This window comes from Saccharomonospora sp. NPDC046836, from assembly GCF_040645195.1.
In the GTDB taxonomy this organism is placed as follows: domain Bacteria; phylum Actinomycetota; class Actinomycetes; order Mycobacteriales; family Pseudonocardiaceae; genus Prauserella_A.
Window position 1 is genome coordinate 180180 of record NZ_JBEYXW010000004.1, and the last position, 25968, is coordinate 206147.

Annotated in this window: 25 protein-coding genes and 2 tRNA genes; 8 read left to right on the forward strand and 19 right to left on the reverse strand. The window is 68.9% G+C overall.

Annotation, left to right across the window (positions count from 1 at the left end; translation table 11 throughout):
- Nucleotides 1-38: 38 nt before the first annotated feature.
- Genes ABZ863_RS07535 through ABZ863_RS07550 form a run of 4 tightly spaced genes read right to left on the reverse strand, consistent with a single transcriptional unit; the run spans nt 39 to nt 2732 of the window.
- Nucleotides 39-716 carry a uracil-DNA glycosylase gene (locus ABZ863_RS07535; protein ID WP_358532109.1) on the reverse strand — a complete coding sequence of 226 codons (678 nt, stop codon included), beginning with the start codon at nt 714-716 and terminating at the stop codon, nt 39-41.
- Between the two features lie 22 nt (nt 717-738).
- A complete protein-coding gene (locus tag ABZ863_RS07540; protein ID WP_358532111.1) occupies nt 739-1260 on the reverse strand; it encodes a gamma carbonic anhydrase family protein in 522 nt (173 codons plus the stop codon).
- A complete protein-coding gene (locus ABZ863_RS07545; RefSeq protein ID WP_358532112.1) occupies nt 1261-1737 on the reverse strand; it encodes a GNAT family N-acetyltransferase in 477 nt (158 codons plus the stop codon).
- A gap of 17 nt (nt 1738-1754) precedes the next feature.
- Nucleotides 1755-2732: a thiamine-phosphate kinase gene (locus ABZ863_RS07550; protein WP_358532114.1), complete on the reverse strand. Its 978-nt coding sequence runs from the start codon at nt 2730-2732 to the stop codon at nt 1755-1757.
- 118 nt (nt 2733-2850) lie between these two features.
- On the opposite strand from ABZ863_RS07550, the gene ABZ863_RS07555 reads away from it, so the two are divergent.
- Together ABZ863_RS07555 and ABZ863_RS07560 are read left to right on the forward strand one after the other, a co-directional pair.
- The gene (locus ABZ863_RS07555) at nt 2851-3084 is read left to right on the forward strand and encodes an Lrp/AsnC ligand binding domain-containing protein (RefSeq protein ID WP_358532116.1); all 234 of its coding nucleotides are present in this window, start codon (nt 2851-2853) and stop codon (nt 3082-3084) included.
- A 20-nt stretch (nt 3085-3104) separates the two neighbouring features.
- The gene (locus ABZ863_RS07560) at nt 3105-3644 is read left to right on the forward strand and encodes a DUF3515 domain-containing protein (RefSeq protein WP_358532118.1); all 540 of its coding nucleotides are present in this window, start codon (nt 3105-3107) and stop codon (nt 3642-3644) included.
- Here the strand turns inward: ABZ863_RS07560 and ABZ863_RS07565 are convergent, their stop codons facing one another.
- Together ABZ863_RS07565 and ABZ863_RS07570 are read right to left on the reverse strand one after the other, a co-directional pair.
- Complete coding sequence (locus ABZ863_RS07565) at nt 3645-4742, reverse strand: D-alanine--D-alanine ligase family protein (protein ID WP_358532120.1); 1098 nt, start codon at nt 4740-4742, stop codon at nt 3645-3647. It lies immediately after the preceding gene.
- Between the two features lie 11 nt (nt 4743-4753).
- Nucleotides 4754-6136, reverse strand: coding sequence for a PLP-dependent aminotransferase family protein (locus ABZ863_RS07570; RefSeq protein WP_358532122.1), 1383 nt, complete (start codon nt 6134-6136; stop codon nt 4754-4756).
- 68 nt (nt 6137-6204) lie between these two features.
- Here ABZ863_RS07570 and ABZ863_RS07575 point away from each other — a divergent pair, with 68 nt between their 5' ends.
- The gene (locus ABZ863_RS07575) at nt 6205-6885 is read left to right on the forward strand and encodes a pyridoxamine 5'-phosphate oxidase family protein (RefSeq protein WP_358532124.1); all 681 of its coding nucleotides are present in this window, start codon (nt 6205-6207) and stop codon (nt 6883-6885) included.
- On the opposite strand, the gene ABZ863_RS07580 is transcribed toward ABZ863_RS07575, so the two are convergent.
- The 3 genes from ABZ863_RS07580 to ABZ863_RS07590 all read right to left on the reverse strand — a co-directional run bounded on the left by ABZ863_RS07580 (nt 6863) and on the right by ABZ863_RS07590 (nt 9279).
- Nucleotides 6863-7345, reverse strand: a complete 483-nt coding sequence (locus ABZ863_RS07580) for a cysteine dioxygenase family protein (RefSeq protein ID WP_358532125.1) — start codon at nt 7343-7345, stop codon at nt 6863-6865. The two genes, ABZ863_RS07575 and ABZ863_RS07580, sit on opposite strands and share 23 nt — an antisense overlap.
- A gap of 214 nt (nt 7346-7559) precedes the next feature.
- Nucleotides 7560-8579 carry an NAD(P)H-dependent glycerol-3-phosphate dehydrogenase gene (locus ABZ863_RS07585; RefSeq protein WP_358532127.1) on the reverse strand — a complete coding sequence of 340 codons (1020 nt, stop codon included), beginning with the start codon at nt 8577-8579 and terminating at the stop codon, nt 7560-7562.
- Nucleotide 8580: 1 nt separating this feature from the next.
- Nucleotides 8581-9279, reverse strand: a complete 699-nt coding sequence (locus ABZ863_RS07590; protein ID WP_358532129.1) for a lysophospholipid acyltransferase family protein — start codon at nt 9277-9279, stop codon at nt 8581-8583.
- Between the two features lie 110 nt (nt 9280-9389).
- On the opposite strand from ABZ863_RS07590, the gene cofC reads away from it, so the two are divergent.
- From cofC to ABZ863_RS07605, 3 genes are read left to right on the forward strand one after another with little or no spacing between them, the layout of a single operon-like run.
- Nucleotides 9390-10031 (forward strand): 2-phospho-L-lactate guanylyltransferase, encoded by a 642-nt coding sequence (cofC, locus tag ABZ863_RS07595; RefSeq protein ID WP_358532410.1) that lies wholly within the window; start codon nt 9390-9392, stop codon nt 10029-10031.
- 46 nt (nt 10032-10077) lie between these two features.
- Entirely contained in the window at nt 10078-12315 is a 2238-nt protein-coding gene (locus ABZ863_RS07600) for an RNA degradosome polyphosphate kinase (protein ID WP_358532130.1), read from the forward strand.
- Nucleotides 12312-13262 carry an NUDIX hydrolase gene (locus ABZ863_RS07605; RefSeq protein ID WP_358532132.1) on the forward strand — a complete coding sequence of 317 codons (951 nt, stop codon included), beginning with the start codon at nt 12312-12314 and terminating at the stop codon, nt 13260-13262. Before ABZ863_RS07600 ends, ABZ863_RS07605 begins: the two co-directional genes overlap by 4 nt.
- 168 nt (nt 13263-13430) lie before the next feature.
- Here the strand turns inward: ABZ863_RS07605 and ABZ863_RS07610 are convergent, their stop codons facing one another.
- The 3 genes from ABZ863_RS07610 to leuC all read right to left on the reverse strand — a co-directional run bounded on the left by ABZ863_RS07610 (nt 13431) and on the right by leuC (nt 16347).
- Complete coding sequence (locus ABZ863_RS07610) at nt 13431-14087, reverse strand: HU family DNA-binding protein (RefSeq protein ID WP_358532134.1); 657 nt, start codon at nt 14085-14087, stop codon at nt 13431-13433.
- Between the two features lie 228 nt (nt 14088-14315).
- The gene (gene leuD / locus ABZ863_RS07615; protein ID WP_358532136.1) at nt 14316-14918 is read right to left on the reverse strand and encodes a 3-isopropylmalate dehydratase small subunit; all 603 of its coding nucleotides are present in this window, start codon (nt 14916-14918) and stop codon (nt 14316-14318) included.
- Between the two features lie 13 nt (nt 14919-14931).
- The gene (gene leuC, locus ABZ863_RS07620; RefSeq protein ID WP_358532137.1) at nt 14932-16347 is read right to left on the reverse strand and encodes a 3-isopropylmalate dehydratase large subunit; all 1416 of its coding nucleotides are present in this window, start codon (nt 16345-16347) and stop codon (nt 14932-14934) included.
- Nucleotides 16348-16436: 89 nt separating this feature from the next.
- Here leuC and ABZ863_RS07625 point away from each other — a divergent pair, with 89 nt between their 5' ends.
- Complete coding sequence (locus ABZ863_RS07625; protein ID WP_358532139.1) at nt 16437-17156, forward strand: IclR family transcriptional regulator; 720 nt, start codon at nt 16437-16439, stop codon at nt 17154-17156.
- 629 nt (nt 17157-17785) lie between these two features.
- Here ABZ863_RS07625 and ABZ863_RS07630 read toward each other — a convergent pair.
- The 4 genes from ABZ863_RS07630 to gltX all read right to left on the reverse strand — a co-directional run bounded on the left by ABZ863_RS07630 (nt 17786) and on the right by gltX (nt 20430).
- A tRNA-Glu gene (locus ABZ863_RS07630) sits at nt 17786-17858 on the reverse strand.
- A gap of 54 nt (nt 17859-17912) precedes the next feature.
- Nucleotides 17913-17984, reverse strand: a tRNA-Gln gene (locus tag ABZ863_RS07635).
- A 95-nt stretch (nt 17985-18079) separates the two neighbouring features.
- The gene (locus ABZ863_RS07640; protein ID WP_358532140.1) at nt 18080-18772 is read right to left on the reverse strand and encodes an HAD family hydrolase; all 693 of its coding nucleotides are present in this window, start codon (nt 18770-18772) and stop codon (nt 18080-18082) included.
- 176 nt (nt 18773-18948) lie between these two features.
- The gene (gene gltX / locus ABZ863_RS07645; protein WP_358532141.1) at nt 18949-20430 is read right to left on the reverse strand and encodes a glutamate--tRNA ligase; all 1482 of its coding nucleotides are present in this window, start codon (nt 20428-20430) and stop codon (nt 18949-18951) included.
- 87 nt (nt 20431-20517) lie between these two features.
- On the opposite strand from gltX, the gene ABZ863_RS07650 reads away from it, so the two are divergent.
- The gene (locus ABZ863_RS07650; RefSeq protein ID WP_358532142.1) at nt 20518-21774 is read left to right on the forward strand and encodes an FAD-dependent oxidoreductase; all 1257 of its coding nucleotides are present in this window, start codon (nt 20518-20520) and stop codon (nt 21772-21774) included.
- Nucleotides 21775-21958: 184 nt separating this feature from the next.
- Here ABZ863_RS07650 and ABZ863_RS07655 read toward each other — a convergent pair whose 3' ends face one another.
- The 3 genes from ABZ863_RS07655 to ABZ863_RS07665 all read right to left on the reverse strand — a co-directional run bounded on the left by ABZ863_RS07655 (nt 21959) and on the right by ABZ863_RS07665 (nt 25789).
- The gene (locus ABZ863_RS07655) at nt 21959-22729 is read right to left on the reverse strand and encodes a fumarylacetoacetate hydrolase family protein (RefSeq protein ID WP_358532143.1); all 771 of its coding nucleotides are present in this window, start codon (nt 22727-22729) and stop codon (nt 21959-21961) included.
- A gap of 62 nt (nt 22730-22791) precedes the next feature.
- A complete protein-coding gene (gene cimA, locus ABZ863_RS07660) occupies nt 22792-24465 on the reverse strand; it encodes a citramalate synthase (RefSeq protein ID WP_358532145.1) in 1674 nt (557 codons plus the stop codon).
- Between the two features lie 283 nt (nt 24466-24748).
- Nucleotides 24749-25789: a 3-isopropylmalate dehydrogenase gene (locus ABZ863_RS07665; protein WP_358532146.1), complete on the reverse strand. Its 1041-nt coding sequence runs from the start codon at nt 25787-25789 to the stop codon at nt 24749-24751.
- Between the last annotated feature and the right edge of the window lie 179 nt (nt 25790-25968).

The following is a 25968-nucleotide window of genomic DNA, read 5'->3' on the forward strand; positions in this document are numbered from 1 at the left end:
GCAAACCTTGGTGGCCTTGGGTGTTTGTTAGGGACGCGCTACGGCAGCTTCCAGTCGATCGGCGCGGCGCCCTGCTTGGCCAGCAACTCGTTGGCGCGGCTGAACGGACGCGAGCCGAAGAAGCCGTTGCGTGCCGACAGTGGGCTGGGGTGCACCGACTCGATGCACGGCACCGATCCGAGCAACGGCTTGAGCCTGCGCGCGTTGCTGCCCCACAAGATCGCCACGAGTGGCTCGTCGCGGGCGGAGAGCGCCGTGATCGCCTGCTCGGTGATCTCCTCCCAGCCCTTGCCCTGGTGCGAGTTCGGCTTGCCGGGCTGCACGCTGAGCGCCCTGTTCAGCAGGAGCACACCCTGCTCGGTCCACGGTGTGAGGTCGCCGGTGGACGGCTGCGGGTGGCCGAGGTCGTCGCAGTACTCCTGGTAGATGTTGACCAGGCTCTTGGGCAGTGGCCGGACGTCCGGGGCGACTGCGAAGCAGAGACCGATGGCATGTCCCGGCGTCGGGTACGGATCCTGGCCGACGATCAGCACGCGCACATCGGCCAGCGGTTGCCGGAACGCTCGCAGGATGTTGTCCCCGGACGGCAGATAGGTACGCCCGGCGGCGACCTCGGTGCGTAGGAACTCCCCCATCTTGGCGATGTTGGCTTCGACGGGCGCCAGCGCCTGCGCCCAGCCCGGCTCGACGATCTCGTGCAGCGGTCGTGAGGTCACGGCAAGCGAGGATAGCGGTTGATCAATCGAGCCTTCGCAGCTCGGCACGATACTGCTTCGCGCGCATGACATAGCTTTCGACCACGCGGGCGATCTGCTCCGGACCGAACGAGACATTGGGCCTGGTCTTCGCCGGAACCCCCAGCGCGATGTGCCCCGACGGCACGTGCGAGTTGTACGACAGCACCGCGCCGGCGCCGACCATCCCACCGTCCTCGATGACCGTGCCGTTGAGCACCACCGAGCCGGACGCGATGAGGCAGCCGGAGCCGATCCGCGCGCCCTCGACGTGTACCGCATGCCCGATCGCCGAGCCGGCGCCCAGGATCGTCGGGTCCAGCCGGGTGCAGTGCAGCACGCAGCCGTCCTGCACATTGGACCGCTCGCCCAGTTCGATGTAGCCGTGGTCACCGCGCAGCACCGTCTGTGGCCACACCGAGGCGTGCGCGCCGATCCGCACGTCGCCGATCAGGGTGGCGTCGGGGTGGACGTAGGCGTCCGGATGGATGCTGGGCTCGAGCTCGCCGAGCGCGTAGATCGCCATCTAGGGCACCAGTTCCTTCGCGAGGTAGACGCTTTCCGGCGCGCACCGGTACACGCCGAAGCCGGGGATGTCGGTGTAGCCCGACGAACGGTACAACGCGATCGCCTCCGGCTGCTCGGTACCGGTCTCCAGCACCGTTCGCCTGCGCCCGGCGGCCAGCGCGGTGCGCTCGAGCTCGGCCAGCATCTCGCGGGCGTACCCGTTGCCCCGCGCCGATTCCACGACGAACATCCGCTTGAGCTCGGCGTCCCCCGGCAGGAACTGCGGCTCGGGCCCGTCGTGCGCCCGCCAGCCACCGCACGCGACCGGCTCGTCGCCGAGGTAGCCGACGCAGAAGATGCCGTTCGGCGGCGCGAACTCGGCGGGCGCGACGGGTGTGGCGTCGGGGTCGCCGTAGCGGGTCACGTACTCCTGCTGCACCAGGTCGATCAGCTTGACGGCGTCCGGATGGTCGAAAGCGACTACATGGATCTGCACCGGCCCATACAACCCGATCAACGCCAGTGTTCCCACCCGGTTTCGTGCTCGTAGGGCACCCCGTCGACGGTCACACCGGTGTCGGGCATGAGCACCGTCCCGATGCGCACCCACCCGGCGGGCAGGTCGGTGTAGGACGGGAACGTCGCCGCAAGGGCGTGGTCCTCGCCGCCGGTCAGCACCCAGTGCAGTGGATCGGCGCCGAGCGCGGTGCCGACATCGGTGAGCTTCTGCGGAACGTCGAGCAAGTCCGTGCGTATGTCGATGCCGACCTCCGACGCCTCGGCGAGGTGACCGAGATCGGCGAGCAACCCGTCGGAGACGTCGATCATGGCGGTCGCACCTGCGACGGCCGCCGCGGGCCCCGCCTCGTACGGTGGCTCCGGACTGCGCTGGGCACCGACCACGCCGACCGGCGAGCGGAACCCCCGCCCGAGCACGGCCAGTCCGGCAGCCGCCCAGCCGAGCCGGCCACACACGGCGACGATGTCACCGGGGCGAGCACCGGAACGTGACACGGGTGGCCGCCCGCCGAGGTCGCCGAGCGCGGTGATACTGATCACCAACTCGTCGGCACGGACCAGGTCGCCGCCGACCACGCCGGCGTGGGCGCGGGCAGCCTCCGCGGCCACCCCGTCGGCCAGCTCGGTGAGCACAGCGCGCCGGGTGTCCGCGGGGCAGCCGATCCCGACCACGAGGGCGGTCGGGACCGCACCCATCGCGGCGATGTCGGCGAGGTTCACGGCGGCGGCCTTGCGGCCGACCTGCTCCGGAGTGGACCAGTCCAGCCGGAAGTGCACGCCGTGCACCAGCATGTCCGTCGACACCACCACGCGGCCGTCGGGCGCCGCGACCACGGCCGCGTCGTCGCCAGGGCCGAGCAGTGTCGTCGACGGCTGTGTCCGGTTCGCGGTGATGGCCCGGATCAGCCCGAACTCACCGATCGCCGCAACGGTGTCGCCGGTGCCGCTGTCCGGCACCGCTCTGTCCTCCACACATACCTCCGGTGTAGCCAGAAACTCATTGGATGTCCGATCATTGCCCCGTTGGGGTACGTTGCGTCAACGTTCCTACCCCAGCTTGCACAACCCCATCCATAGGAAGGGACACCACGTGGTCCACGCATACATCCTCATCCAGACCGAGGTCGGCAAGGCAGCCTCCGTCGCCGCCGAGATCGCCGGCATCCCCGGTGTGACCAGCTCCGAGGATGTCACCGGTCCCTACGACGTGATCGTCAGGGCCACGGCCGACAACGTCGACCAGCTCGGCCAGCTGGTCGTGGCGAAGGTGCAGAACGTGGACGGGATCACCCGTACGCTGACCTGCCCCGTCGTGCATCTGTAGTTCTGTGCTGTAGTGGAGGTGTGACCGAGACCGGCGCGCCTCCACGAGTCGTGATCATCATTGCCGCGGCGCTCGCGGCAGCGCTCGCTGCTGTCGTGGCCGTGTTCGGGCTGCTCGCGTCTTCCGACGGGGAACAGCCCACCCATACCGGACCGCTGCCGCTGGTGACCGTCCCCGCTCCGCAGGCGGGCAGCTCGCAGTGCACGAGCCTGGTCCAGGCAGCGCCGGCCGAGCTCGAGTCGGGCGGCGCGCTGCTGCTCCGGCGCGTACTGGCCGAACCGGCCCCGCCTGCGACGGTCGCCTGGGGCAACGGCGACCCGGTGGTGCTGCGCTGCGGCCTGGAGACGCCCCGTGAGCTGACACCGATGACGCCGCTGCGCCAGATCAACGGCGTGAGCTGGCTGGAGGTACCCGGCGAGGGCGCAGCCACCTGGTACGCCGTGGATCGCGCGGTCTTCGTCGCCCTGACGGTGCCGGCCGATGCCGGAACGGGCCCACTGCAGCAGATCTCCGACACGGTGGACGGCACACTGCCACCGGTACCGGTGCGCTTCAAGTAGCTAGCGCAGGCCCGTACCGCGGGCGAGGGCGGTGTCGACGAGGGTCGAGAGCAACGTCGGGTAGTCGACGCCGGTGACCGCCCACATCTTCGGGTAGGCCGAGGTGGCGGTGAAGCCGGGCATCGTGTTGACCTCGTTGATGGTCAGCTCGCCGTTGGGGCCGACGAAGAAGTCCACCCGAGCCAGGCCCTGGCAGTCCAGCGCGGCGAAAGCACGCACAGCACACACCCGCAGCCGTTCGGTCACCGAGTCGTCGAGCTTGGCGGGAATGTCGAGCTCCGCGTCCTCACCGAGGTACTTCGTCTCGAAGTCGTACCACGCGTCGGCCGTGTCGGAGAGCACCCGGATCTCGGCGGGCAGCGACGCCTCGATCCGGCCGTCCGGGAACTCCAGCACACCGCACTCGACCTCGCGGCCGGAGATCGCGGCCTCCACGAGCACCTTCGGGTCGGTCTGCCGCGCCAGCACGATCGCGTCGTCCAGCTGGGCCCAGTCGGTCACCTTGCTGATACCGATGGACGAACCGGCGCGTGCCGGCTTCACGAACACCGGCAGGCCAAGCCGTTCCCGCTCCGCGCTGTCCAGAGTCGACTGTCCACGCCGGACGGTCGCATAGGGGCCGACCGGCAACCCCTCCGCGAGGAGCAGCTTCTTGGCGTACTCCTTGTCCATCGCTGCGGCGCTGGCGAACACACCGGCCCCCACGTACGGGATGTCGGCCATTTCGAGCAGCCCCTGGATGGTCCCGTCCTCGCCGAAGGCACCGTGCAGGACGGGGAACACGACGTCGACTCCGCTGAGCACCTCGGCCTGCTGGCCGAGCTCGAGCGCAAGGATGCCCTCGCTGGTCGGGTCGCCTGCCAGCACCAGGGCGCGACCGCCCTCGACCGACGGCAGCTCCTTGCCGCGGATCCGTAGCGCCTCGGCGTCGCCCGTGCCAAGCACCCAGCCACCGGCCCTGGTGATGCCGATGGGGACGACCTCGAACCGGTCGGAGTCGAGGTTGGCCAGCACGCTGCCCGCGGACACACAGGAGATGGTGTGCTCGGTGCTGCGCCCGCCGAACACGACTGCCACTCGGGTCTTGCGGCTACTCATGGCTCGTCACACTACCGGGGCCTTGCGCGAAGAAGCTCGACGAGCACCCGCAGCGACTCGCGAAGGGACTCCCGCGAGCACCCGGCGTATCCGACGGCCACACCGAAGGCTGTCGGCACCCTGGCGAAGTGGCGGCCGAGCCCGTCGAGCAGCAGCCCGCGGTGCCTGCCCGCCATGAGCCGGGCGCGCTCGTCCTCCGCCGAGCCCAGTGGAACAACCAGGTGCGCGCCCGCATCGTCACCGAGTACCGGAATCCCGGTCTGGCGGAAGACGCCGACCAGCATCGAGCGCCGCTCCGACAGCTCGCGGCGCAACCTGCGCAGGTGCCTGCCCAGATCGCCGTGCCGAGCCAGCTCGACGAGCACCCGCTGCCCTGCAGGCGACGGTCGCGTTCCGATGAGCTCGCGGTAGTCCAGCACGGCCGTCGTCACCGACGGCGGCGCCACCATCCACCCCGCGCCCAGGGTCGGGGTGAGGATCTTGCTCGTGGTGCCGAGGTGGACGACCACGTCGGGCGCGAGCGAGGCGAGCAACGGCAGGGGGGCGACGTCGTAGCGCAGCTCGCCGTCGTAGTCGTCCTCGATGACGAGGAACTTCCCTGCACGGGCCCGTTCCACGAGCTCGACGCGCCGCGACGCGCTCATCCGGCAGCCCATCGGATACTGGTGCGCCGGCGAGCAGTACACCGCGCGTACCCCCTCGGGCAGGACCTCCGCGCGCAGACCCTCGGCATCCAGCGGAACCGGCAGCACACGCATGCCCGCTCGCCGGAACGCCTGCACCGCGCGCTGGTATCCGGGTTCCTCCACCGCGACCAGGTCGCCGGGGCGCAGAACCGAGCTCGCCAGCTCGACCACCGCCGCCGTGGTGCCCGCGGTGGCCAGGACCGACTCGGTCCCGACGTCCAGACCACGGTGACGCAGCAGGTGCTCGGCGATGACAGCGCGGTACTCGGCGAACCCGGAACGCGACAGGTAGGTCGCGGGTGGCGTGTCCGCTGCCGCCCGCCAGGCCCGTCGCCAGGCCGCCCGGTCGAGACCTTCGGCCCACGGCACCCCGGGCGTGAGCACCACGAGGTTGTTCGGTGTCTCGTCGGCGGCCACCACACTGCGCCGTTCCGGCCGCGCTGCCGGCGGCGAGGTGGTCACGTAGGTTCCGGATCCGTGCTTGCCGAGAATCCAGCCCTCGGCATGCAACTGCTCGTAGGCTGCCGACGTCACCGTCCGGCTCACGCCGAGCCGGTCGGCGAGCGCGCGAGTGGACGGCAGCCGGTCGCCACCGCGCAGATGCCCGGACGCGGCGGACTCACGCAGTGCGTCGGCCAGCTGGACGGCCAGCGGCACGCCCGAGTCCCTGTTCAGACTGACCGGTAATGCGGTGTCACCACGACGCACAGTGGCCTCCCAAGAATGCGCACTTGTGGACGTTTCATGATGCCACTGCGGTTGAGATCGTGTAGTGCATGACGCAGTCAGCACCTCTGTCACCGACCGCTCGCAGCACGCTCACCCGCAAGAAAGACCGCGCGGCACAGGACCGCACCGCCCTCTATCAGGTGCTCGACGAGGCATTCGTCTGTCATGTCGGCCTCGTCCTGCACGACTCCCCCGTGGTCGTGCCAACCGGCTACGGCCGGGACGGCGACACGCTCTATGTTCACGGGTCCACCGGGTCGGGCAACGTGCGACAGGCCGCGCAGGGCGTGGACGTATGCGTAACTGTGACGATTGTGGATGGCATTGTCTACGCGCGGTCAGTAAACAACCATTCGATGAACTACCGCAGTGCTGTTGTTCATGGGCGCGCCCACCAGGTCACCGACCCGGCGGAGAAACTACACGGCCTGTGGGTTCTCACCAGGCACCTCAGTCCGGGCTCGTGGGAGCACGCGCGGGAACCCAATGCACGGGAGCTCGCCGCTGTCGCGGTGCTGTCACTGGATCTCACGGAGGCGTCGGTGAAGGTGCGCTCCGGCGAGCCGGTCGACGAGCCCGAGGACCTGGCACACGGCACCGCCTGGGCCGGCGTGCTGCCGGTCCGGACCATGTTCGGTGAGCCGGAGTCCGCGAGCTATGTGCCGGCCGGCGCCGCCGTGCCGGGGCACGTCGCCGGACGCACACTCAGTCGCGAACCGGGCCGGTGAGCGGGTCGAGCTGGTAGGACTGCATCGTCCGGCCCGTGCGGTAGACATGCACGCTGACGGCGGGATCGGGTCCGTCGTTGCGCACCTCGTGGAGGTAGCCGGGCCCGAACACCCGGGACTGGCCCGCGGACGGGGTGTGCACCTGAGTGAGCACCCTGCCGTCGAGCGAGCGACGCGTGACGGTCTCTCTCAGCTGCCCGGTGACGACGGTGAAAGCCCCGGTGGCCTGACCGTGGTCGTGCAGGCCCGTGTGCTGTCCCGGCAGCCAGCTCAGCAACCACACCTCCTGCCCGGCGGTGCGCTCGAGCAAGGCGGCGAAGCGGACATCGGGGTCGTAGCGCAGAACATTGCGCCAGCGCTCGCGGTCGGTCGCGAACTCCAGCGCGGTGCGGACGGGGTGGCGCAGCAGCGGGTTCTCGGCAGGCGCCGCGGCAACGGTGTTCTCGGGAACGGCGAACATGGAAAAGCTGTCCTTGCGGAAAGAGGGAAAGGGTTGGCTGGTGGGAAACCGGTCACCGGCAACAACAAGGACACAGCGCGCAGGCGGCACCACGACGGTCGAACCGACCGTCGCATGCGGACACACCTGGCAGCAGCACGCCGTCAGCGTGCCAGCGCCACCCCACCCCGGCAAACCGTCCCAGCCCGTGGACCGGGTGGCGGCACGGCGGCTGTCAGGACCACTCGTGCTTCTGCTGGCGGCCGAGGAGCTCGGCGCCGACCCGGGCGGGGTCCATGCCCTCGTGGCAGACCCGGTACATGGCCTCCGTGATCGGCATGTCCACGCCGACACCGCGCGCCAGCTCGCGGATCGACCGGCACGACATGACGCCCTCGGCGACCTGACCACCCGCAGCGGCCTGCGCCTGCTCGACCGCCTCACCGCGACCGATCCGCTCGCCGAAGGTCCGGTTCCGCGACAGCGGGGATGTGCACGTCGCCACCAGGTCGCCCACTCCGGCCAAACCGGCGAACGTCAGCGGGTCCGCACCGAGCTTGGCCCCCAGCCGCGCTGTCTCGGCGAGGCCGCGCGTGATGAGGGTCGCCATCGTGTTGGCACCGAAGCCGAGTCCGGCGGCCATGCCGCAGCTGAGCGCGATGACGTTCTTGCACGCTCCGCCGAGCTCGCAGCCGATCACGTCTGTGTTGGTGTAGGGCCGGAAGTAGGAGTTGAAGCTCGCCTGCTGGATCGCAACGGCCCGGTCATGGTCGACACAGGCAAGCACCCCGGCGGCGGGCTGGCCCTGCGCGATCTCCCTGGCGAGGTTCGGTCCGGACACCACCACGACCTCGTCGGCAGGCACCTCGGCGATCTCGCTGATGACCTCGCTCATCCGCTTGAGCGTGCCGAGTTCCACGCCTTTGGCGAGGCTCACCAGTATCGCCTCGGGCGGCAGCAGATCGCGCCAGCCGGTGAGGTTCACGCGCAGCGTCTGGCTCGGCACGGCGAGCACGACGGCCTGCGCACCGGCGAGCGCCTCGGCGGCGCCGGTCGTCGCGGTGATCCGATCCGGTAACCGGACACCCGGCAGGTAGCCGTTGTTGGTGTGCTCGCCGCGGATCTCGGCGGCGACCTCCGGTCGGCGGGCCCACATCGTCACGTCCCGGCCTGCGTCGGCGAGCACCTTCGCGAACGTCGTCCCCCACGAACCCGCACCGAGCACCGTAACCGACTGCACAGTGATGGCGGACATCTCAGGCGCCGACCCCCGGCTTCGCGGGCGGCTGCTCGCCACGGACATCGACGAGCAACTCGCGCACGCTGTCCATGAGCAGCTCGGTGACCTCCCGCAGCACGGTCTGCGAGCGGTCCTTCTCCCGGTAGGCCGACAGGTCGATCGGCTCACCCACGGAGTGGACCACCGTCTTGCGCGGGAACGGCCGGAACTTCTTGGTGTATCCGTTCCAGATCTCCTGGGTTCCCCAGCGGGCGACCGGAATCACCGGCACGTCGTTGTCGAGCGCGAGCCGCGCGACGCCGGTGTAGGCGCGCTTCGGCCAGCCCTCGGGGTCCTTGGTGATCGTCCCTTCGGGATAGATGACGACGACCCTGCCGTCGCGCAGCGTCTCGTGCGCGGCCCTGAGGCTGTCGCCCGCGTTGGCTGTACCCCGCGAGACCGGAATCGTGCCCGAGCCCAGCATGATCTTGCCGAACACCGGGATCCGGGTGAGGCTGTCCTTGGCCATGAACCGCGGCACCCGCCTGGCACGGTGCACGAACACCGCGTCCAGCGCCGGGTCCAGATGCGAGACGTGGTTGAACACGAGCAGCGCAGGGCCCTCACGCGGAATCCGCTCCGCCCCCTGGTAGACGCTGCGGCTCATCCAGCTCAGCGGGTAGAACAGCACCGCGGCCGCTCCCACCCAGAAGCCACCCTTCTCGCGATCAGCCAAGGCTCCTCCTTCCACAAACGGTCCGTCGATCCTCCCACAGACACATTCGCGGCCGGTCGGGTAAAGATGGTGAGGTGACGCGAAGGGAACGGACGGCACCACCGGCCCCGGTGGTCGTTGATCTGATCGTGCCGCTCAAACCGCCCCACGCCGGCAAGTCCCGGCTGAGGGGCGCGCTCGGCTACCCCACCGGCGCAGGCTGCCATGCCGCGCTGGTGCTGGCCCTCGCCGCCGACACGCTGCGCGCGGCCGTCGCGGCTTCCGGGGTCCGCCGCGTGCTCGTCGTCGGCACCGACCCCGAGGTCCTGGGTGAGCTACGCGACCTCGGTGTGGAGGTCACCGGCGAGAACGGTGCGCGCGGGCTCAACGGCGCGCTGCGCTCCGGTGAGCTGTTGCTGCGTGCCGACGATCCGGCGGGTGTGGTCGGCGCGTTGCAGGCCGACCTGCCTGCACTGCGACCCTCCGAGCTGGCGGCGGCGCTCGCCGAGGCCGCGGGCCACCGGGCGTTCACCGCCGACCGGCAGGGCACCGGCACCACGCTGCTGCTGTCCGCGCCGGGACGTCCCCTCAACCCCCACTTCGGCAACGGTTCCGCGCTGGCGCACACCCACTCGGGCGCACATCCACTCGGCCTTTCGGCACCCTCGCTGCGCAGTGACGTCGACACCCCGGAAGACCTCGAGCACGCCCGCCTGCTCGGCCTCGGTCCACGCACCACAGCGCTGCTGGACACCGCCTGCGTGCTGCGCTGAACTGTTCACCGCAACGTTCGACCGGATCTGCGCACCACCCGCTGAAGTGGGGAACAATGCAGGTGTGAGCTACGACGAGACGATGCCGGCACCCGCAGGGCCGACGGACGGGTTGCGCGTCACCACACCTCCCTCGCTCCGCGCGGCGGGCGCGGGTGGCCGCACGGTCCCCGCCACGAGGGTCCCGCTGGCTCCGCCCGCCGCGACCGGTGCCGAGCGGCTGGCGGACGCCTTACCCGACGACCGCTACTTCAACCGCGAGCTCTCCTGGCTGGACTTCAACGCGAGAGTGCTGGCCCTTGCCGAAGACGAGTCCCAGCCGCTGCTCGAACGCGCCAAGTATTTCGCGATCTTCGCGTCCAATTTGGATGAGTTCTACATGGTCCGGGTGGCGGGCCTCAAACGCAGGGACGAGACCGGTCTTTCGGTGCGCAGCGCGGACGGTCTGACCCCGCGCGAGCAGCTGTCATACATCGCCAAGCGCAACCAGGACCTCGTCGAGCGCCACATCACGGCCTTCGAGAAGCACGTGCGGCCCGCACTCGCGGCCGAGGGCATCCGCATCGTCAAGTGGTCCGATTTGGATGAGGCCGACCGCATCCGGCTGTCGCACTACTTCACCGAGCAGATCTTCCCCGTACTCACGCCGCTCGCCGTGGATCCCGCGCATCCGTTCCCGTACATCTCCGGGCTCTCGCTCAACCTCGCAGTGACCGTGCGCGATCCGGAGGGCGGCACCGAGCGCTTCGCGCGGGTGAAGGTGCCCAACAACGTGCCCCGGCTGGTGCGCGTCGAGGCACAACGCGATGCGCCGACCGCGACGTTCCTGCCCTTGGAGGAGCTGATCGCCGCACATCTCGGCGAGCTCTTCAGCGGTATGGAGGTCACCGAGCACCACGTGTTCCGTGTCACCCGCAACGCCGACTTCGAGGTCGAGGAGGACCGCGACGAGGACCTGTTGCAGGCGCTCGAACGCGAACTCGCGCAACGACGTTTCGGTCCGCCGGTACGGCTGGAAGTGGCGCAGGACATGAGCGAGCACATGCTCGAACTGTTGCTGCGCGAGCTGGAGGTCGACCCGCGCGATGTCGTGCAGGTACCGGGGCTGCTCGACCTCAACTGCCTGCAGCAGCTCTCGGCCGTTGACCGCAAGGCGCTCAAGGACCGCCCGTTCGTCCCGGCCACTCACCCGGCCTTCGGCGAGAGGGAGACGCCCAAGAGCGTGTTCGCGACCCTGCGCGAGGGCGACGTCCTCGTGCACCATCCCTACGACTCGTTCTCCACGAGCGTGCAACGTTTCATCGAGCAGGCCGCCGCCGACGACAAGGTGCTGGCAATCAAGCAGACGCTGTACCGCACCTCGGGTGACTCCCCGATCGTCGATGCGCTCATCGACGCGGCAGAAGCCGGCAAGCAGGTCGTGGCACTGGTAGAGATCAAGGCGCGCTTCGACGAGCAGGCCAACATCACCTGGGCTCGCACGCTGGAGCGGGCAGGCGTGCATGTCGTGTACGGCCTCGTCGGCCTCAAGACGCACTGCAAGGTGGCGCTCGTGGTGCGACAGGAGGGTTCCACGATCCGCCGCTACTGCCACATCGGCACCGGCAACTACAACCCGAAGACGGCCAGGCTGTACGAGGACTTGGGCCTGCTGACGGCCGATCCCGCCATCGGAGCCGATCTGACCGACCTTTTCAACGTGCTCACCGGCTACTCCCGGCAGGCGTCCTACCGCAACATCCTGACCGCCCCAGAAGGAATCCGGCGCGGCATCCTGGAGCGCGTCGCCGAAGAGATCGGGCACGCGAGCGCCGGCAGGCCGGCGGGTGTCCGCATCAAGTGCAACGCGCTGGTGGACGAGCAGGTCATCGATGGGCTGTACCGCGCTTCGCAGGCGGGCGTGCCGGTGCAGATCGTCGTGCGTGGCATCTGCGCACTCAAGCCCGGCGTGCCAGGGCTCAGCGACAACATCACGGTGCGCTCGATCCTCGGCCGGTTCCTCGAGCACTCCCGGATCTTCCATTTCCACGGCGGCGACAGCTACTGGATCGGCAGCGCGGACATGATGCACCGCAACCTGGACCGGCGCATCGAGGCGCTCGTGCAGGTGCAGGATCCCAAGCTGACCACCCAGCTGGACGACCTGTTCGACTCGGCGCTCGATCCGCAGACCCGGTGCTGGGTACTGACCGAGTCCGGCGAATGGGTGCCCTCCCCCGCCGACTCCGTCGAGGTGCGCGACCACCAGGTCGAGCTGCTTCGCAAACACGGAGCATCCGGGTGACCAGTACGGATCACCGGCCCGTCACTCGTGCTGCGGGAGCAGTACTGTGGCGGCGGGCCGTGGCCGGCATCGAAATTGCTGTCGTGCACCGTCCCCGCTATGACGACTGGTCACTGCCCAAGGGAAAGCTGGATTCCGGCGAGACCGTCCCGGTTGCCGCGGTGCGGGAAGTCGCGGAGGAAACAGGTTCCACCGCCGTTCTCGGCCGTTTCCTGAAAAGGGTCGAATACCGTATCGCCGCCGGCTGGAAAACGGTCGACTACTTCTCCGCGCGCGCCGAGGCGGGCCGATTCACCCCCAATGCGGAAGTCGACGAGCTGCGCTGGCTGGCCCCGGAACAGGCGGCGGAACTGCTGAGCTACCAATCGGAACGGGGCGTGCTCAGCACATTCACGGCCCTTCCTCCCGAGCTGACAACGCTGCTGCTGGTGCGGCACGGCAAGGCCGGCAAGCGCGAGGAATGGGTCGGCGACGACGACCTGCGCCCGCTGTCGGACGCGGGAATGCGGCAGGCGGAAGCACTGCGGGTGCTGCTGCGAGCATTCGGCCCGGACCGGGTGCTGTCCGCACCACGGCTTCGGTGCGTCCAGACCGTGCAGGGCATCGCAGGCGACCTCGGTCTCGAAATCGAGCACGAGCCGTCGCTGTCGGAAGACAGGTACTGGACCGACCAGGGGCGGGGCCGCGCCCGCGTGCGGGAAATCGCCGCCGAGGGCGGCACACCGCTGGTGTGCAGCCAGGGCGGTGTCATCCCGGACATGGTGACCGCGTTCGCCGAACGCGACGGTCTCGCCCTGCCGGAAACCAAATTCGGTGGCGTTGCGAGCAAGAAGGGCTCGGTCTGGCTGCTGTCCTTCGCCCCCGGCGAGCGAGGGCGGGGTCCACGGTTGGTGGCAGCGGCCTACCTGCCGAGCCCGCTGCCGGCTCCGGCGCCCGTGAAATCCTGAGAGGGCCACGACGCGGCAGGGCCCCGCGCCGGTGGCGCGGGGCCCTGCCGAGAAGTCGCTGACTCTCGAGTCGCCTACTTCTTGTCTGTCAGCTCACGCGCCCGCGGTTTTCGGGCGCGCCGGCCGAACGCATCGCAAGGGCTTCGCGACAGCCCCTGCGTGCGCCTACTACTTCTTCTTCCGTGCGGCCGCGGTGGTCTTCTTCGCCGCGGTCTTCGGAGCCGCCTTCGCAGTGGTCGCCTTGGCCGTGGTGGCCTTGGGAGCCGGCTTCGCGGCAGCCTTCTTGGCCGTGGTGGCCTTGGCAGCCGTGGCCTTCGGAGCCGCCTTGGTGGCGGTGGTCTTCGCAGCCGTCCGCGGCGCGGTGGCAGCCTTCGCCGTTGCCGTGCGGCTCGTGGTGGTGCTGCGAGCCGTCGTGGCACGCGTGCGCGTGGTGGTGCTGCGCGTTGCGGTCGGGCGGCTGGCGGCCGTCCTGCTGGTGGTGCCAGTGCTCCGCGTCGTCGTGGTAGAGGCCGTGGCGCGCTTGGCCGTGGTGGCCTTCGGCAGCTTCTTGGCGCCGCTCACCACGTCCTTGAAGGTCGTACCGGCACGGAAGGCCGGGACGTTGGTCTTCTTGACACGCACGGTCTCGCCGGTGCGCGGGTTCCTGGCGGTACGGGCAGCCCTGGCGCGCTTCTCGAACACACCGAAGCCGGTGATGTTCACCTTTTCGCCCTTGTTGACCGTACGGATGATGATGTCGACGAGGTTGTCGACAGCCTGCGAAGCGACCTTCTTGTCGCCCAGGCGCTCCGAGAGCGCCTCGATCAGTTGGGCCTTGTTGGCCATTCCAGTCCTCCAAGAAGAACTACTTGTTACCCGGCCACACCGGCCGACATGCGCACACGGTATTACCAATGCAGCACAAATTCCAAACGGCACGCGGATTTTTTCCTTATCGGGTGCGCCGTTGCGCCCCGCGGAAGGCCGCTGGAGGGCCCATCCGGTGCCGTTTGGCGTGGTTTCACCGACCGTCGGCCGCGCCGCGATTCCCTTTCTGAGCAGGGAATCCGTGACTCAGGAGGCCGTCACGGGTGTGGTGACCGGCTTCCAGGAGGGCCGCCGTTGCTCGAACGTGCCGATCTCATCGGCGTGTCGCAAGGTGAGAGCGATGTCATCCAGACCCTCGAGCAGCCGCCAGCGGGTGTAGTCGTCGATCTGGAAGCCCGCGACGAAGTCCTTGGCTCGTACTGTCTTCTCCGCGAGGTCCACCGTGACCTCCGTGCCGGGCTCGTTCTCGAGCAGCTTCCACAGCAGCTCGACGTCCGCCTGCTCGCACTGGGCGGCCAGCAGCCCCTGCTTCCCGGCGTTGCCACGGAAGATGTCGGCGAACCGGGAGGAGATCACGACCCGGAAACCGTAGTTCATCAGTGCCCAGACAGCATGCTCGCGCGAGGAACCGGTACCGAAGTCCGGACCGGCGACGAGGACGCTGCCCTGCCGGAAGGACTCCTGGTTCAGCACGAACTGCTCGTCGGCGCGCCAGGCCGCGAACAGCCCGTCCTCGAAGCCGGTACGGCTCACGCGCTTGAGGTAGACCGCGGGGATGATCTGGTCAGTGTCCACGTTGGACCTGCGTAGGGGCACCCCGACCCCGGTGTGCTTGGTGAACGGCTCCATGGTGCGCTCCCTCTCAGTTCAGGTCTTCTGGCGAGGACAACGTGCCCCGGACGGCGGTTGCGGCGGCCACGAGCGGCGACACCAGGTGGGTCCGACCCCCCTTGCCCTGCCTGCCCTCGAAGTTGCGGTTCGAGGTGGAGGCGCTGCGCTCTCCCGGCTTCAGCTGATCCGGGTTCATACCGAGGCACATCGAACAACCCGCCTGCCGCCACTCGGCGCCGGCGGCGGTGAAGACCTCGTCGAGTCCCTCGTCCTCGGCGGCCTGACGGACCCGCATCGAACCGGGGACGACGAGCATCCGCACTGTCTTGGCCACCGTGCGCCCGCGCAGTACCTCAGCGGCTGCCCTGAGGTCCTCGATCCGGCCGTTGGTGCACGAGCCGAGGAAGACGGTGTCCACCGCGACCTCGCGCAGCGGGGTGCCCGGTTCGAGATCCATATAGGACAGGGCCTTCTCGGCGGCGATGCGCGCGTTCTCGTCAGGGATCTGGGCCGGGTCCGGCACGGACTCGCTCAGCGGCAGCCCCTGCCCCGGGTTGGTGCCCCAGGTGACGAACGGTGTCAGCTCATTCGCGTTCAGGTGCACCTCGGCGTCGAAGACGGCGTCCTCGTCCGTGCGCAGCTCACTCCAGTTGGCGACGGCGGCGTCCCAGTCGGCCCCCTTCGGTGCGTGCGGACGGTCCTTCAGGTAGGCGAAGGTGGTCTCGTCCGGTGCGATCATGCCTGCCCTGGCGCCCGCTTCGATGGACATGTTGCAGACGGTCATCCTGGCTTCCATAGACAGCGCCTCGATTGCGCTGCCGCGGTACTCCAGCACGTAGCCCTGCCCGCCGCCGGTGCCGATCTTCGCAATCACCGCGAGGATGATGTCCTTGGCGGTCACGCCAGGCCGCAGCTCACCGTCCACGTTGATCGCCATCGTCTTGAACGGCCGCAGTGGCAGCGTCTGTGTCGCCAGCACGTGCTCGACCTCGGACGTGCCGATGCCGAACGCCATCGCGCCGAACGCGCCGTGGGTCGAGGTGTGACTGTCCCCGCACACCACCGTCATACCGGGCTGGGTCAGTCCCAGCTGCGGGCCGATGACGTGCACGATGCCCTGTTCCGCATCGCCCATGGGGTGCAGGCGGATGCCGAACTCCTTGCAGTTGCGGCGAAGCGTATCGACCTGCGTGCGGGAGACCGGGTCCGCGATGGGGAGGTCGATGTCCACCGTCGGGACGTTGTGGTCCTCGGTCGCGATCGTCAGGTCGGGCCTGCGCACCGGGCGCCCAGCCAGCCGGAGGCCGTCGAAGGCCTGCGGGCTGGTGACTTCGTGGATGAGGTGCAGGTCGATGTAGAGCAGGTCCGGCTCTGCACCTTCACCGCGGCGCACCGTGTGCGCGTCCCACACCTTTTCCGCCAGTGTGCGGCCCCGTTTGTCTGCCATCAGGGCTCCTCCATGAGCGTTTTCCTGGGAGCTGGAAGTGATGTCTTGAATTCTGGACTTCCCAAACTCCGGGATTGTAGTATCGCTTTGTGGGACAGCATAACCCTGAGAATCAGCAGAGCGGCATCGGTGTCTTAGACAAGGCCGTCGCCGTGCTGCGCGCCGTGGCCGAGGATCCGTGCGGTCTGGCGGAATTGTGTACCCGCACCGGTCTGCCTCGTGCCACCGCGCACCGGCTCGCGGTGGGGCTCGAGGTGCACCGGCTGCTGCGCCGTGGCCCGGATGGCCGGTGGCGCCCCGGTGCAGCACTCGCGGAGTTGGCGGGTGGTACGACGGATCCCTTACTGGATGCGGCGAGTGTCATCCTGCCGAAGCTGCGCGACATCACGGGCGAGAGCGTGCAACTGTACCGGCGGGACGGTGTGCAGCGGATCTGTGTCGCCACAGCGGAACCGCCGAGCGGGCTGCGGGACACGGTTCCGATCGGGGCGCGTTTGCCGATGACCGCGGGTTCGGGCGCGAAGGTCCTGGCTGCGTGGGCGGATTCGCACACGCAGCGCACGGTGCTCGCGGAGGCGGTGTACGGGGAGCGGACGTTGCTCGAGGTGCGCAGGCGCGGCTGGGCGCAGAGTGTCGCCGAGCGCGAGCCGGGTGTGGCCAGCGTGTCCGCGCCGGTGCGGGATTCCTCGGGCGGTGTCATCGCGGCGGTGTCGGTGTCCGGGCCGGTGGAGCGCATCGGCCGCAAGCCGGGCGCCCGTTGGGCGGCCGATCTCCTGGCAGCGGCGGACGCCCTCCAGGAACGTCTGTAAGACCGCAGACCCGTCCCCGGTAAGCGACCCCACCATCCGGCCCCGCGCACCGGTACCGCGCCAGCTCGGAAGCCGCGAGAGGAAGCCCAGCCAGAGCAAGGGCCAACGCGGAGTCGACACCCAAACGGCGAGGGGCCAAGCCTGCACCAAAGCGAGCAGCCCGGCTCTCGACGCCGACGGTCAACGAGCGAACCAGACCGGGCAACGAGCGCGCCGGAGCGGGGACTCGCGCACGGGACCGGGCAACTCGCGCACCGGACCGGGCAACTCGCGAACCGGAGCGGGAACTCGGGAGCGGGAGCGCGGGACTCGCACACCCGGGCGGGCAACTCGCGTGCGGGAGCGGGCAACTCGCGTGCGGGAGCGGGCAACTCGCGTGCGGGAGCGGGCAACTCGCGTGCGGGAGCGGGCAACTCGCGTGCGGGAGCGGGGGACTCGCGAACGGAAGCCACCGTCCATACGTGGTCCCCCGGGACAACGGCGACCCAAACGCACCGGCCCACCGACCGACGGGGGGTCCGGGGGGCGGAGCCCTCCGGGCGGGGTGTGGGGGTTGCACCCCCACAAGACACAACGAGAAAGACCCCTGTCTGCGCTTTCCGCAGACAGGGGTCTCCGACTCTTTCGAGTACCCCCGATGGGATTCGAACCCACGCTACCGGCGTGAGAGGCCGGCGTCCTAGGCCGCTAGACGACGGGGGCTTGTTTCCTTGTTGCTGGAGAGAACCTTACCAGAGTGGTTTTTTCGCTCCGCAGCTGGGGTACCAGGACTCGAACCTAGACTAACTGAACCAGAATCAGTCGTGCTGCCAATTACACCATACCCCAAAGTGGTGCCTCGCCTGAGCACGCTCGGGCTCAGCACCGCTGGAGAGAAATACTAGACCACGGCGAATTCGGGCGTCGAACGGGGCCCTGGGTGCTCAGCGTGGCGCGGGGACCCCCACCCGGACGAACTCGGTGACCAGCAGCTCCGGAAGTTCGGCAAGACTTGCGACGACGTGGACGCCGGGTGGCACCTCCGCGGGCTCTTCGCCCCGGTTCAGCCACACACCACCCAGACCGGCATCACGCGCGCCGAGCGCATCTGTCTTGAGCTTGTCCCCCACGTGCACCGCTTCGGACGGGGCGCAGCCGAGCTGCAGGCAGACCGAGTGGAACATCACCGGATCGGGTTTGGCGACACCCATCTCGCCCGCGATCGCGACGTGGTCGAAGAAGCGGGCGAGCCCCAGGTTCGCGAGTTTCTCCCGTTGGTGCGCGCCGGAGGCGTTGGTCACAGCGGCCAGCTGGACGCCGGCGGCCGTCAGCCAGTCCAGGCACGGCAGGACGTCGTCGAAGAGGCGCCAGGACCGCCGTAGGAGCTCCTTTCGCCGTGTCTCGAAGGCAACGGCATCGGCCAGGTCCGCGAGAACGCCCAGCTCGGCCAGGAACGCCTGGGTGCGCCGCGCGTGCATGTCCGCATAGTCCAGTTCACCGGACACGACCCTGGCGACATGTTCGTCGGTGATGCGCTCCCATTCCGGCCACAGATCACCGCGGCCGATAAGGGCTGCGAGTGATCTTCGTCCCGCTGCCGAGAAATCGATCAATGTGTCGTCGATATCGAGGCACACCAGCCGGAGTTCGGGGGGGACCCAGGGAGGCGCATCGTCGCGGTCGGAAACAGTTTGCGGTGCTGTCGGGGAGCCAAGCGCAAAAGCCACCCAGCGAGGCTAGGGCACTTTGCTCTTCACCGACTCGGCTGACGAGGTGATAAAGGCGTCTCTGTTTCGGTCCAGCGCCTCTACGCTCAGTTGTGCGAAAGCGCGCGGCGCAGCCTGCTGAGTGACGTCTCCCGGCCCAGCAGCTCCATCGACTCGTACAGCGGCGGGGACACGGTGCGCCCGGTGACAGCCACCCGCACTGGCGTGAAAGCCTTGCGCGGCTTGAGCCCGAGGCCGTCCACGAGTGCGTCCTTGAGCGCCTGCTCGATGGCAGGGGTCTCCCAGGACGGCAGTCCCTCCAAGGCGTCGATGGCCGCACGCAGAACGGGTTCCGCGTCGGGACCGAGCGCCTTGGCCGCGGCGGCCTCCTCCGGCGCGAAGTCCTCCTCGCCGATGAACAGGAACCGCACCAGATCGGCCGCCTCGGCGAGCACTATCACTCGCTCCTGCACCAGCGGCGCGATCGCGCGCAACGTGGCCAGCTGCTCAACGCCCGGCTCGGCGGGCAGCACATCCGCGCTGACGAGGTAGGGCAGCACCCGCTGCACGAAGTCCTCGTGGGCCAGTGCACGTACGTGCGTACCGTTGATCGCCTCCGCCTTCTTGACGTCGAAACGTGCCGGGTTGGCGCTGACCTTGGTGATCTCGAACGCCTCGACGAGCTCGTCGACGCTGAACACATCGCGGTCGTCGGCAATGGACCAGCCGAGCAGCGCGAGGTAGTTGAGCAGTCCCTCCCGGATGAACCCGCGGTCCCGGTAGTTGAACAGGTTGGAGGAGGGGTCCCGTTTGGACAGTTTCTTGTTGCCCTCGCCCATCACGTAAGGCAGGTGACCGAACTCGGGCACGAACTCCGCGACCCCGATGCGCTGCAGCGCCTCGTAGAGCGCGATCTGCCGTGGCGTCGAGGGCAGCAGGTCCTCGCCGCGCAGCACGTGGGTGATGCGCATGAGCGCGTCGTCGACCGGGTTCGTCAACGTGTACAGCGGCTGACCATTGGCCCGGACCAGCACCGGGTCGGGGATCGTGCCCGCCTTGAACACGATTTCACCGCGTACGAGGTCGTTCCAGGCGAGGTCGGTGTCGGGCATACGTAGGCGCAGGACCGGTGTCCTGCCCTCGGCACGGAAGGCCGTCTTCTGTTCCTCGGTGAGGTCACGATCGAAGTTGTCGTAGCCCAGCTTGGGATCCTGGCCGGCGGCCACGCGGCGGGCTTCGACCTCCTCGTTGGTGGAGAAGGCCTCGTAGAGTTCGCCCGCCTCGAGCAGGCGGGCGGCGATGTCGGCGTAGATCCCGCTGCGCTCGCTCTGCCGGTAGGGGCCGTGCTCGCCGCCGACCTCGGGGCCTTCGTCCCAGTCGAGTCCGAGCCAGCGCAGCGCGTCGAGCAGTGCCAGGTACGACTCCTCGCTGTCGCGCGCGGCGTCGGTGTCCTCGATGCGGAAGACGAGGGTGCCGCCGTGATGCCGCGCGAACGCCCAGTTGAACAGCGCCGTGCGGATCAACCCGACATGCGGGGTTCCGGTAGGCGACGGACAGAAGCGGGCGCGGACAGCTTTGTTCTCAGTCATAGCCCGTCAAGCGTATCCCCTTGACGTGACGCGGTTTCCGGTGCACAGTGAATTTATTCAACAAACGGTGAAATAGAGGTGAGTGCGATGTCCGAGAGCACGACCTGCGCCGTTATCGGCGGCGGACCTGCGGGGATGGTGCTCGGCCTGCTGCTCGCGCGGGCCGGGGTCGAGGTGACCGTGCTGGAGAAACACGGCGACTTCCTGCGCGACTTCCGCGGCGACACCGTGCATCCGACAACCCTGCAGCTGCTCGACGAACTCGGTCTCGGACAACGGTTCGCCGAGCTGCCGTACAGCCGGATGACCGAGGTCGCCTTTCCCGTCGACGAGCAGCACAGTGTGGTGGTCGGCGACCTGAGCCGGCTACGGGTGCGACATCCCTACATCGCGATCGCACCGCAGTGGGACTTTCTGAACCTGCTCGCCGACGCGGGCGAGAAGGAGCCGACTTTCACCCTGCGGATGCGCACCGAGGTCACCGAACTGATCCGGGAGACGGACCGCGTCCGCGGTGTGCGCTACCGGACAGAGGACGGCGAGGAAGGCGAGTTACGCGCCGATCTCGTCGTCGCCTGCGATGGGCGCTGGTCGCTGGCCAGGCAACAGGCCGGCCTGCGGCCGAAGGAGCTTCCGGTGCCGATCGACGCCTGGTGGTTCCGGTTGCCGCGCAAGCCCGACGAGGACCCGGGGCGGCTCATGCCCCGCATGCGGGGCACCCGGCTGGCGGTCACGATTCCGCGCACCGGGTACTTCCAGATCGCCTACATCGCGAAGAAGGGAACCGACGCCGAGCTGCGGGCCCGCGGCATCGAGGACTTCCGGCGGCAGATCGGCGAAGTGCTGCCGCAGCTGGCGGACCGCACTGGTGAACTCAAGTCGATGGACGACGTCAAGCACCTCGATGTCCGGCTCAACCGGCTGTACCGGTGGCACGTCGACGGGCTGGTCTGCCTCGGTGACGCCGCGCACGCGATGTCGCCCATCGGCGGGGTCGGCATCAACCTCGCCGTGCAGGACGCCGTCGCGGCGGCGACCCTGCTCGCCCGACCGCTGCTGCGGGGTGACGTGACCACCACGACGCTCGCGAAGGTGCGCAGGCGCAGGCTACTGCCGACGATCCTCGTCCAGGCACTGCAACAGCTGCTGCACCGGGTGATCGCGAAGCCGGTGGTGGAAGGCACGCGGACGGGCCCGCCGAAGCCCCTCATCGCACTGATGCGGCGCGTGCCCCAAGCCTCGTTCGTGCCCGCCTACCTGATCGGTGTCGGACTCCGCCCTGAGCACGCGCCGGATTTCGCTAGGCGGCCTGCGCTGGATAACCCCGCCCGTCGCGAGCGGTGATCCAGACGAAGGTGTCCTGCGGGACACCCGCACCCCGAGCTCAGCAAGGCGGAGGGTCGTCCTCGTAGGAGGACCGTACTTGGGCGATCCGACAACGCTGCGAGGCGCCGTCTGTGCGCCGCCTGTCCAGTGCCCGCCTACCTGATCGGTGTCGGACTCCGCCCTGAGCACGCGCCGGATTTCGCTAGGCGGCCTGCGCTGGATTAGTCAGCGTGCCGATGCCCTCGACGGTGATCGACACCTGCTGGCCGTTCGCGATCGGGCCGACGCCCTCCGGTGTGCCGGTGAGAATCGTGTCGCCGGGCAGCAGGGTCATCACCGAGGACACGAACTCGATCAGCTTGGGGATCTTGTGCACGAGCGCGGACGTGCGAGCGTCCTGCTTGACCTCGCCGTCCACCTCCGACTTGATCGCCAGATCGCTGGGGTCGATCGAGGTCTCGATCCACGGGCCGAGCGGGCAGAACGTGTCGAACCCCTTGGCCCTGCCCCACTGCCCGTCGGACTTCTGCAGGTCGCGCGCGCTGACATCGTTGGCGATCGTGTAGCCGAGGATCGCCTGTGCGGCTTGCGCGGCGGGCACGTTCCTCACCGGCTGGCCGATCACCACGGCCAGTTCGCCCTCGAAGTCCACCCGCGAGGACGCGGCCGGGAGCTTGATGGCGACGTTCGGGCCGATCACACTCGTCGACGGCTTCAGGAAGATCATCGGCTCACCCGGGACCTCGTTGCCGAACTCCTGGGCGTGCGCGGCGTAGTTCCTGCCGACCGCGATGACCTTCGACGGCAGAATCGGCGCGAGCAGCCGGACATCGGCCAGCGGCCACTTCTTGCCGGTGAAGTTCGGCTTGCCGAACGGGTGGTCGGCGATCTCCAGCACTACGGCATCGGCACCGTCCCCCTCGACGGACACGAACGCGACGCCTTCGGGATGAGCAACTCGAGCTAAACGCACCTGGAAATCCTATCTGCGGCGCGAAGCGCCTCCGTTTGGGTGGTGGTGGGAGACGGGCGGGCCTATCTGCGGCGCGAAGCGCCTCCGTTTGGGTGGTGGCGGGAGACGGGCGGGGTTAGCCCGGTGCGCAGGGCCTTGTGGACGAGTGCGTCACAGAGGGCGAGCCAGCTGGCCTCGACGATGTTCTCGTGCACGCCCACCGTCGTCCACTCCCGTTCGCCGTCGGAGGACTCGACGAGGACGCGTGTGACGGCGTCGGTTCCCGGGTGACCGAGCAGGATTCGCACCTTGTAGTCGGACAGTTCCACGCTGTCCAACCAAGACAGGTGCGGCAGGAGGGCCTTGCGCAGCGCGGCGTCCAGCGCGTTGACCGGTCCATTTCCCTCGGCGGTGGCGATGAACCGCTCCCCCGCCACATGCACCTTGACGGTCGCTTCGGCGATGACCTCCCCGTCCGGGCGATGGTCCAGCACCACGCGGTAGGACTCCAGTGTGAACGGTGGCGGGCTGAGTGGCGTACCCGCCGAATCGGCGACCTCCCTGCGCAGCAACAGTTCCAGCGATGCGTCGGCGGCCTCGAACGACCACCCCTGCGCCTCCAGCGCCTTGACCTTCTGCACCGCATTGGTCAGTGCGGCGGGCTGGCTGGCGAGGTCGACGCCGAGTTCCCGTCCCTTGAGCTCCAGGCTGGCCTTGCCTGCCATCTCGGTGACCAGCACCCGCATGTCGTTGCCGACCAGCTCCGGATCGATGTGGTTGTACAACAACGGATCCACTTTGATCGCGCTCGCGTGCAGCCCCGCCTTGTGGGCGAAGGCCGACGCCCCGACGTAGGCCTGGTGGGTGTCGGGGGCGATGTTCGCGATCTCGGCCAGAGCATGGGAGACGCGGGTGAGCTCGGCCGCGGCGCCGGCGGGGAGGACCTCCATGCCGAGCTTGGCAACCAGGTTTCCCGTCACGGCGAAAAGGTCGGCGTTGCCGGCGCGCTCGCCGTAGCCGTTCGCGGTGCACTGCACGTGCGTCGCGCCTGCCTGCACGGCGGCGATACTGTTGCCGACCGCGCAGGACGTGTCGTCCTGACAGTGGATGCCAAGGCGCAGTCCCGTCCGCTCGGCGACCTCGCGCACTGTCTCGGCGATGCCGAGCGGGAGCTGGCCACCGTTGGTGTCACACAGCACCACCACATCGGCACCTGCCCGCCCGGCGGCATCGAGCACACGCAGCGCCGTGTCCGGGTCGTGGGCGTAGCCGTCGAAGAAGTGCTCCGCGTCGAGGAAGACCCGGCGCCCTTCGCCGACGAGGAAGGACACCGTGTCCTCCACCATCGCGCACGCCTCGGCGACGTCGACACGCAGCGCGCGCTCGATGTGCCGGATGTCGGACTTGGCGACCAGGGTGACCACCGGCGCCTGCGAATCCAGCAGCGCGCGGACCTGCGGGTCCTCCGCGGCCGTGACGCCGGCCCTGCGGGTCGAGCCGAACGCGACCAGTGCGGCGTGCTTGAGCGTCAGCTCACCGGCGGCGGCCTTGGCGAAGAACTCCGTGTCCTTGGGCATGGCGCCGGGCCAGCCGCCCTCGATGAACCCCACCCCGAGCTCGTCCAGCAACCGCGCGATGGCGAGCTTGTCGGCCACCGAGTAGGAGATGCCCTCGCGCTGCGCACCGTCGCGCAGGGTCGTGTCGTACAGGTGGAACCGGTCGCCGAGCGGCGTTCCGGCTGGTTCCGTGCGGGTCACCGGGTTCTCCTCAAAGCCGTCTGCTGGGTGTGCCTGTGTGGGCGGGCAAACAAAAAGACCCCCCGCGGATGCGAGAGGTCTGCGCGCCGGGTGCTCAGGGGAGCACTTACCCGGCGCGCTTGCCGATAATGATCACGCTAGACGTGTTCATGTGAGCGATGATGCCACATCGCCGCGAGCTGTCCAAGTGGTGAGCGGTTGCTCCCACCTGCTGGGCACCCCGATGCACGAGGGCCCCCGTCCGTGCACCGGACGGGGGGCCCTCATCGCGAAGAACGCGTGTTCAGCCGGCCTTGCGGGTGTTGGAGGAGACGAGCGCGGCGAGGCGGTCACCAATGGCCTGCGTGCTGCCCGGCGACGCCTGGTCACGGGTGGCCAGGTCGAAGGCCACCGACGCCTCGATGCGGCGTGCCGCCTCCTTCACGCCGAGGTGGTCCAGCAGCAGCGACACCGACAGCACGGCCGCGGTCGGGTCGGCCAGGTTCTGCCCTGCGATGTCGGGCGCGCTGCCGTGCACCGGCTCGAACATGCTCGGGTTGCGGCCCGTGATGTCGAGGTTGCCGCTGGCGGCGAGCCCGATGCCACCGGTCACCGCGGCGGCGAGGTCGGTGATGATGTCGCCGAAGAGGTTGTCGGTGACGATCACGTCGAACCGGCTCGGGTCCGTCACCAGGTGGATGGTGGCGGCGTCGACGTGCGAGTAGGCCACCGTCACCTCGGGGTGCTCTAGCGAGACCTCCTCGACGATCCGCGACCACAACGACCCGGCGTGCTCGAGGACGTTGGTCTTGTGCACGAGCGTCAGGTGCTTGCGCTGCCGTTCCTCCGCGCGCCTGAAGGCATCGGCGACGACCCGCCGGATACCGAAGGCGGTGTTGACGCTGACCTCGGTCGCGATCTCGTGCTCGGTGTCCTTGCGCAGCAGGCCCCCGTTGCCCGCGTAGGGGCCCTCGGTGCCCTCCCGCACCACGAGCATGTCGATCTCGCCGGGGTCGCTCAGCGGCCCGCGTACCCCGGGGTAGAGGCGAGCCGGGCGGAGGTTGACGTGGTGGTCGAGTTCGAACCGCAGGCGCAGCAGCAGACCGCGTTCCAGGATGCCGCTCGGCACGCTGGGGTCGCCGACGGCGCCGAGAAGGATCGCGTCGTGCTGCCGGAGTTCACCGAGCACCGACTCCGGCAGTAGTTCGCCGGTGGCGTGCCAACGGGTGGCGCCAAGGTCGTACGTGGTCATCTCGGCGTTCGGTACGACTTCCCCGAGCACCTTGAGTGCCTCGGTGACCACCTCGGGCCCGATCCCGTCACCGGGGATCACAGCGAGCCGCATCCACACACCTCCGTCATTCGGGCCACCGGCGTCCCGGATGCCCCGTTCGCATCGAACTCCAGCGACGGCAGGTTACCGGCAGTCGACAAACCACCGAAGCACGACCACCCTTACGCCGCAGTACTTAACACCGGTAGCCACCCAATGGTGGCACAGCGCTACCCCAACCATGTCCACAG

Coding starts and splice junctions, on each gene's coding strand:
- ABZ863_RS07610 (WP_358532134.1), bottom strand. CDS start 14,087: ATGGCCAACAAGGCCCAACTGATCGAGGCGCTCTCGGAGCGCCTGGGC.
- ABZ863_RS07665 (WP_358532146.1), bottom strand. CDS start 25,789: ATGCGGCTCGCTGTGATCCCCGGTGACGGGATCGGGCCCGAGGTGGTC.
- ABZ863_RS07650 (WP_358532142.1), top strand. CDS start 20,518: ATGTCCGAGAGCACGACCTGCGCCGTTATCGGCGGCGGACCTGCGGGG.
- leuD (WP_358532136.1), bottom strand. CDS start 14,918: ATGGAGCCGTTCACCAAGCACACCGGGGTCGGGGTGCCCCTACGCAGG.
- ABZ863_RS07585 (WP_358532127.1), bottom strand. CDS start 8,579: ATGTCCGCCATCACTGTGCAGTCGGTTACGGTGCTCGGTGCGGGTTCG.
- ABZ863_RS07580 (WP_358532125.1), bottom strand. CDS start 7,345: ATGTTCGCCGTTCCCGAGAACACCGTTGCCGCGGCGCCTGCCGAGAAC.
- ABZ863_RS07540 (WP_358532111.1), bottom strand. CDS start 1,260: ATGGCGATCTACGCGCTCGGCGAGCTCGAGCCCAGCATCCATCCGGAC.
- ABZ863_RS07565 (WP_358532120.1), bottom strand. CDS start 4,742: ATGAGTAGCCGCAAGACCCGAGTGGCAGTCGTGTTCGGCGGGCGCAGC.
- ABZ863_RS07575 (WP_358532124.1), top strand. CDS start 6,205: ATGACGCAGTCAGCACCTCTGTCACCGACCGCTCGCAGCACGCTCACC.
- leuC (WP_358532137.1), bottom strand. CDS start 16,347: ATGGCAGACAAACGGGGCCGCACACTGGCGGAAAAGGTGTGGGACGCG.
- gltX (WP_358532141.1), bottom strand. CDS start 20,430: ATGACTGAGAACAAAGCTGTCCGCGCCCGCTTCTGTCCGTCGCCTACC.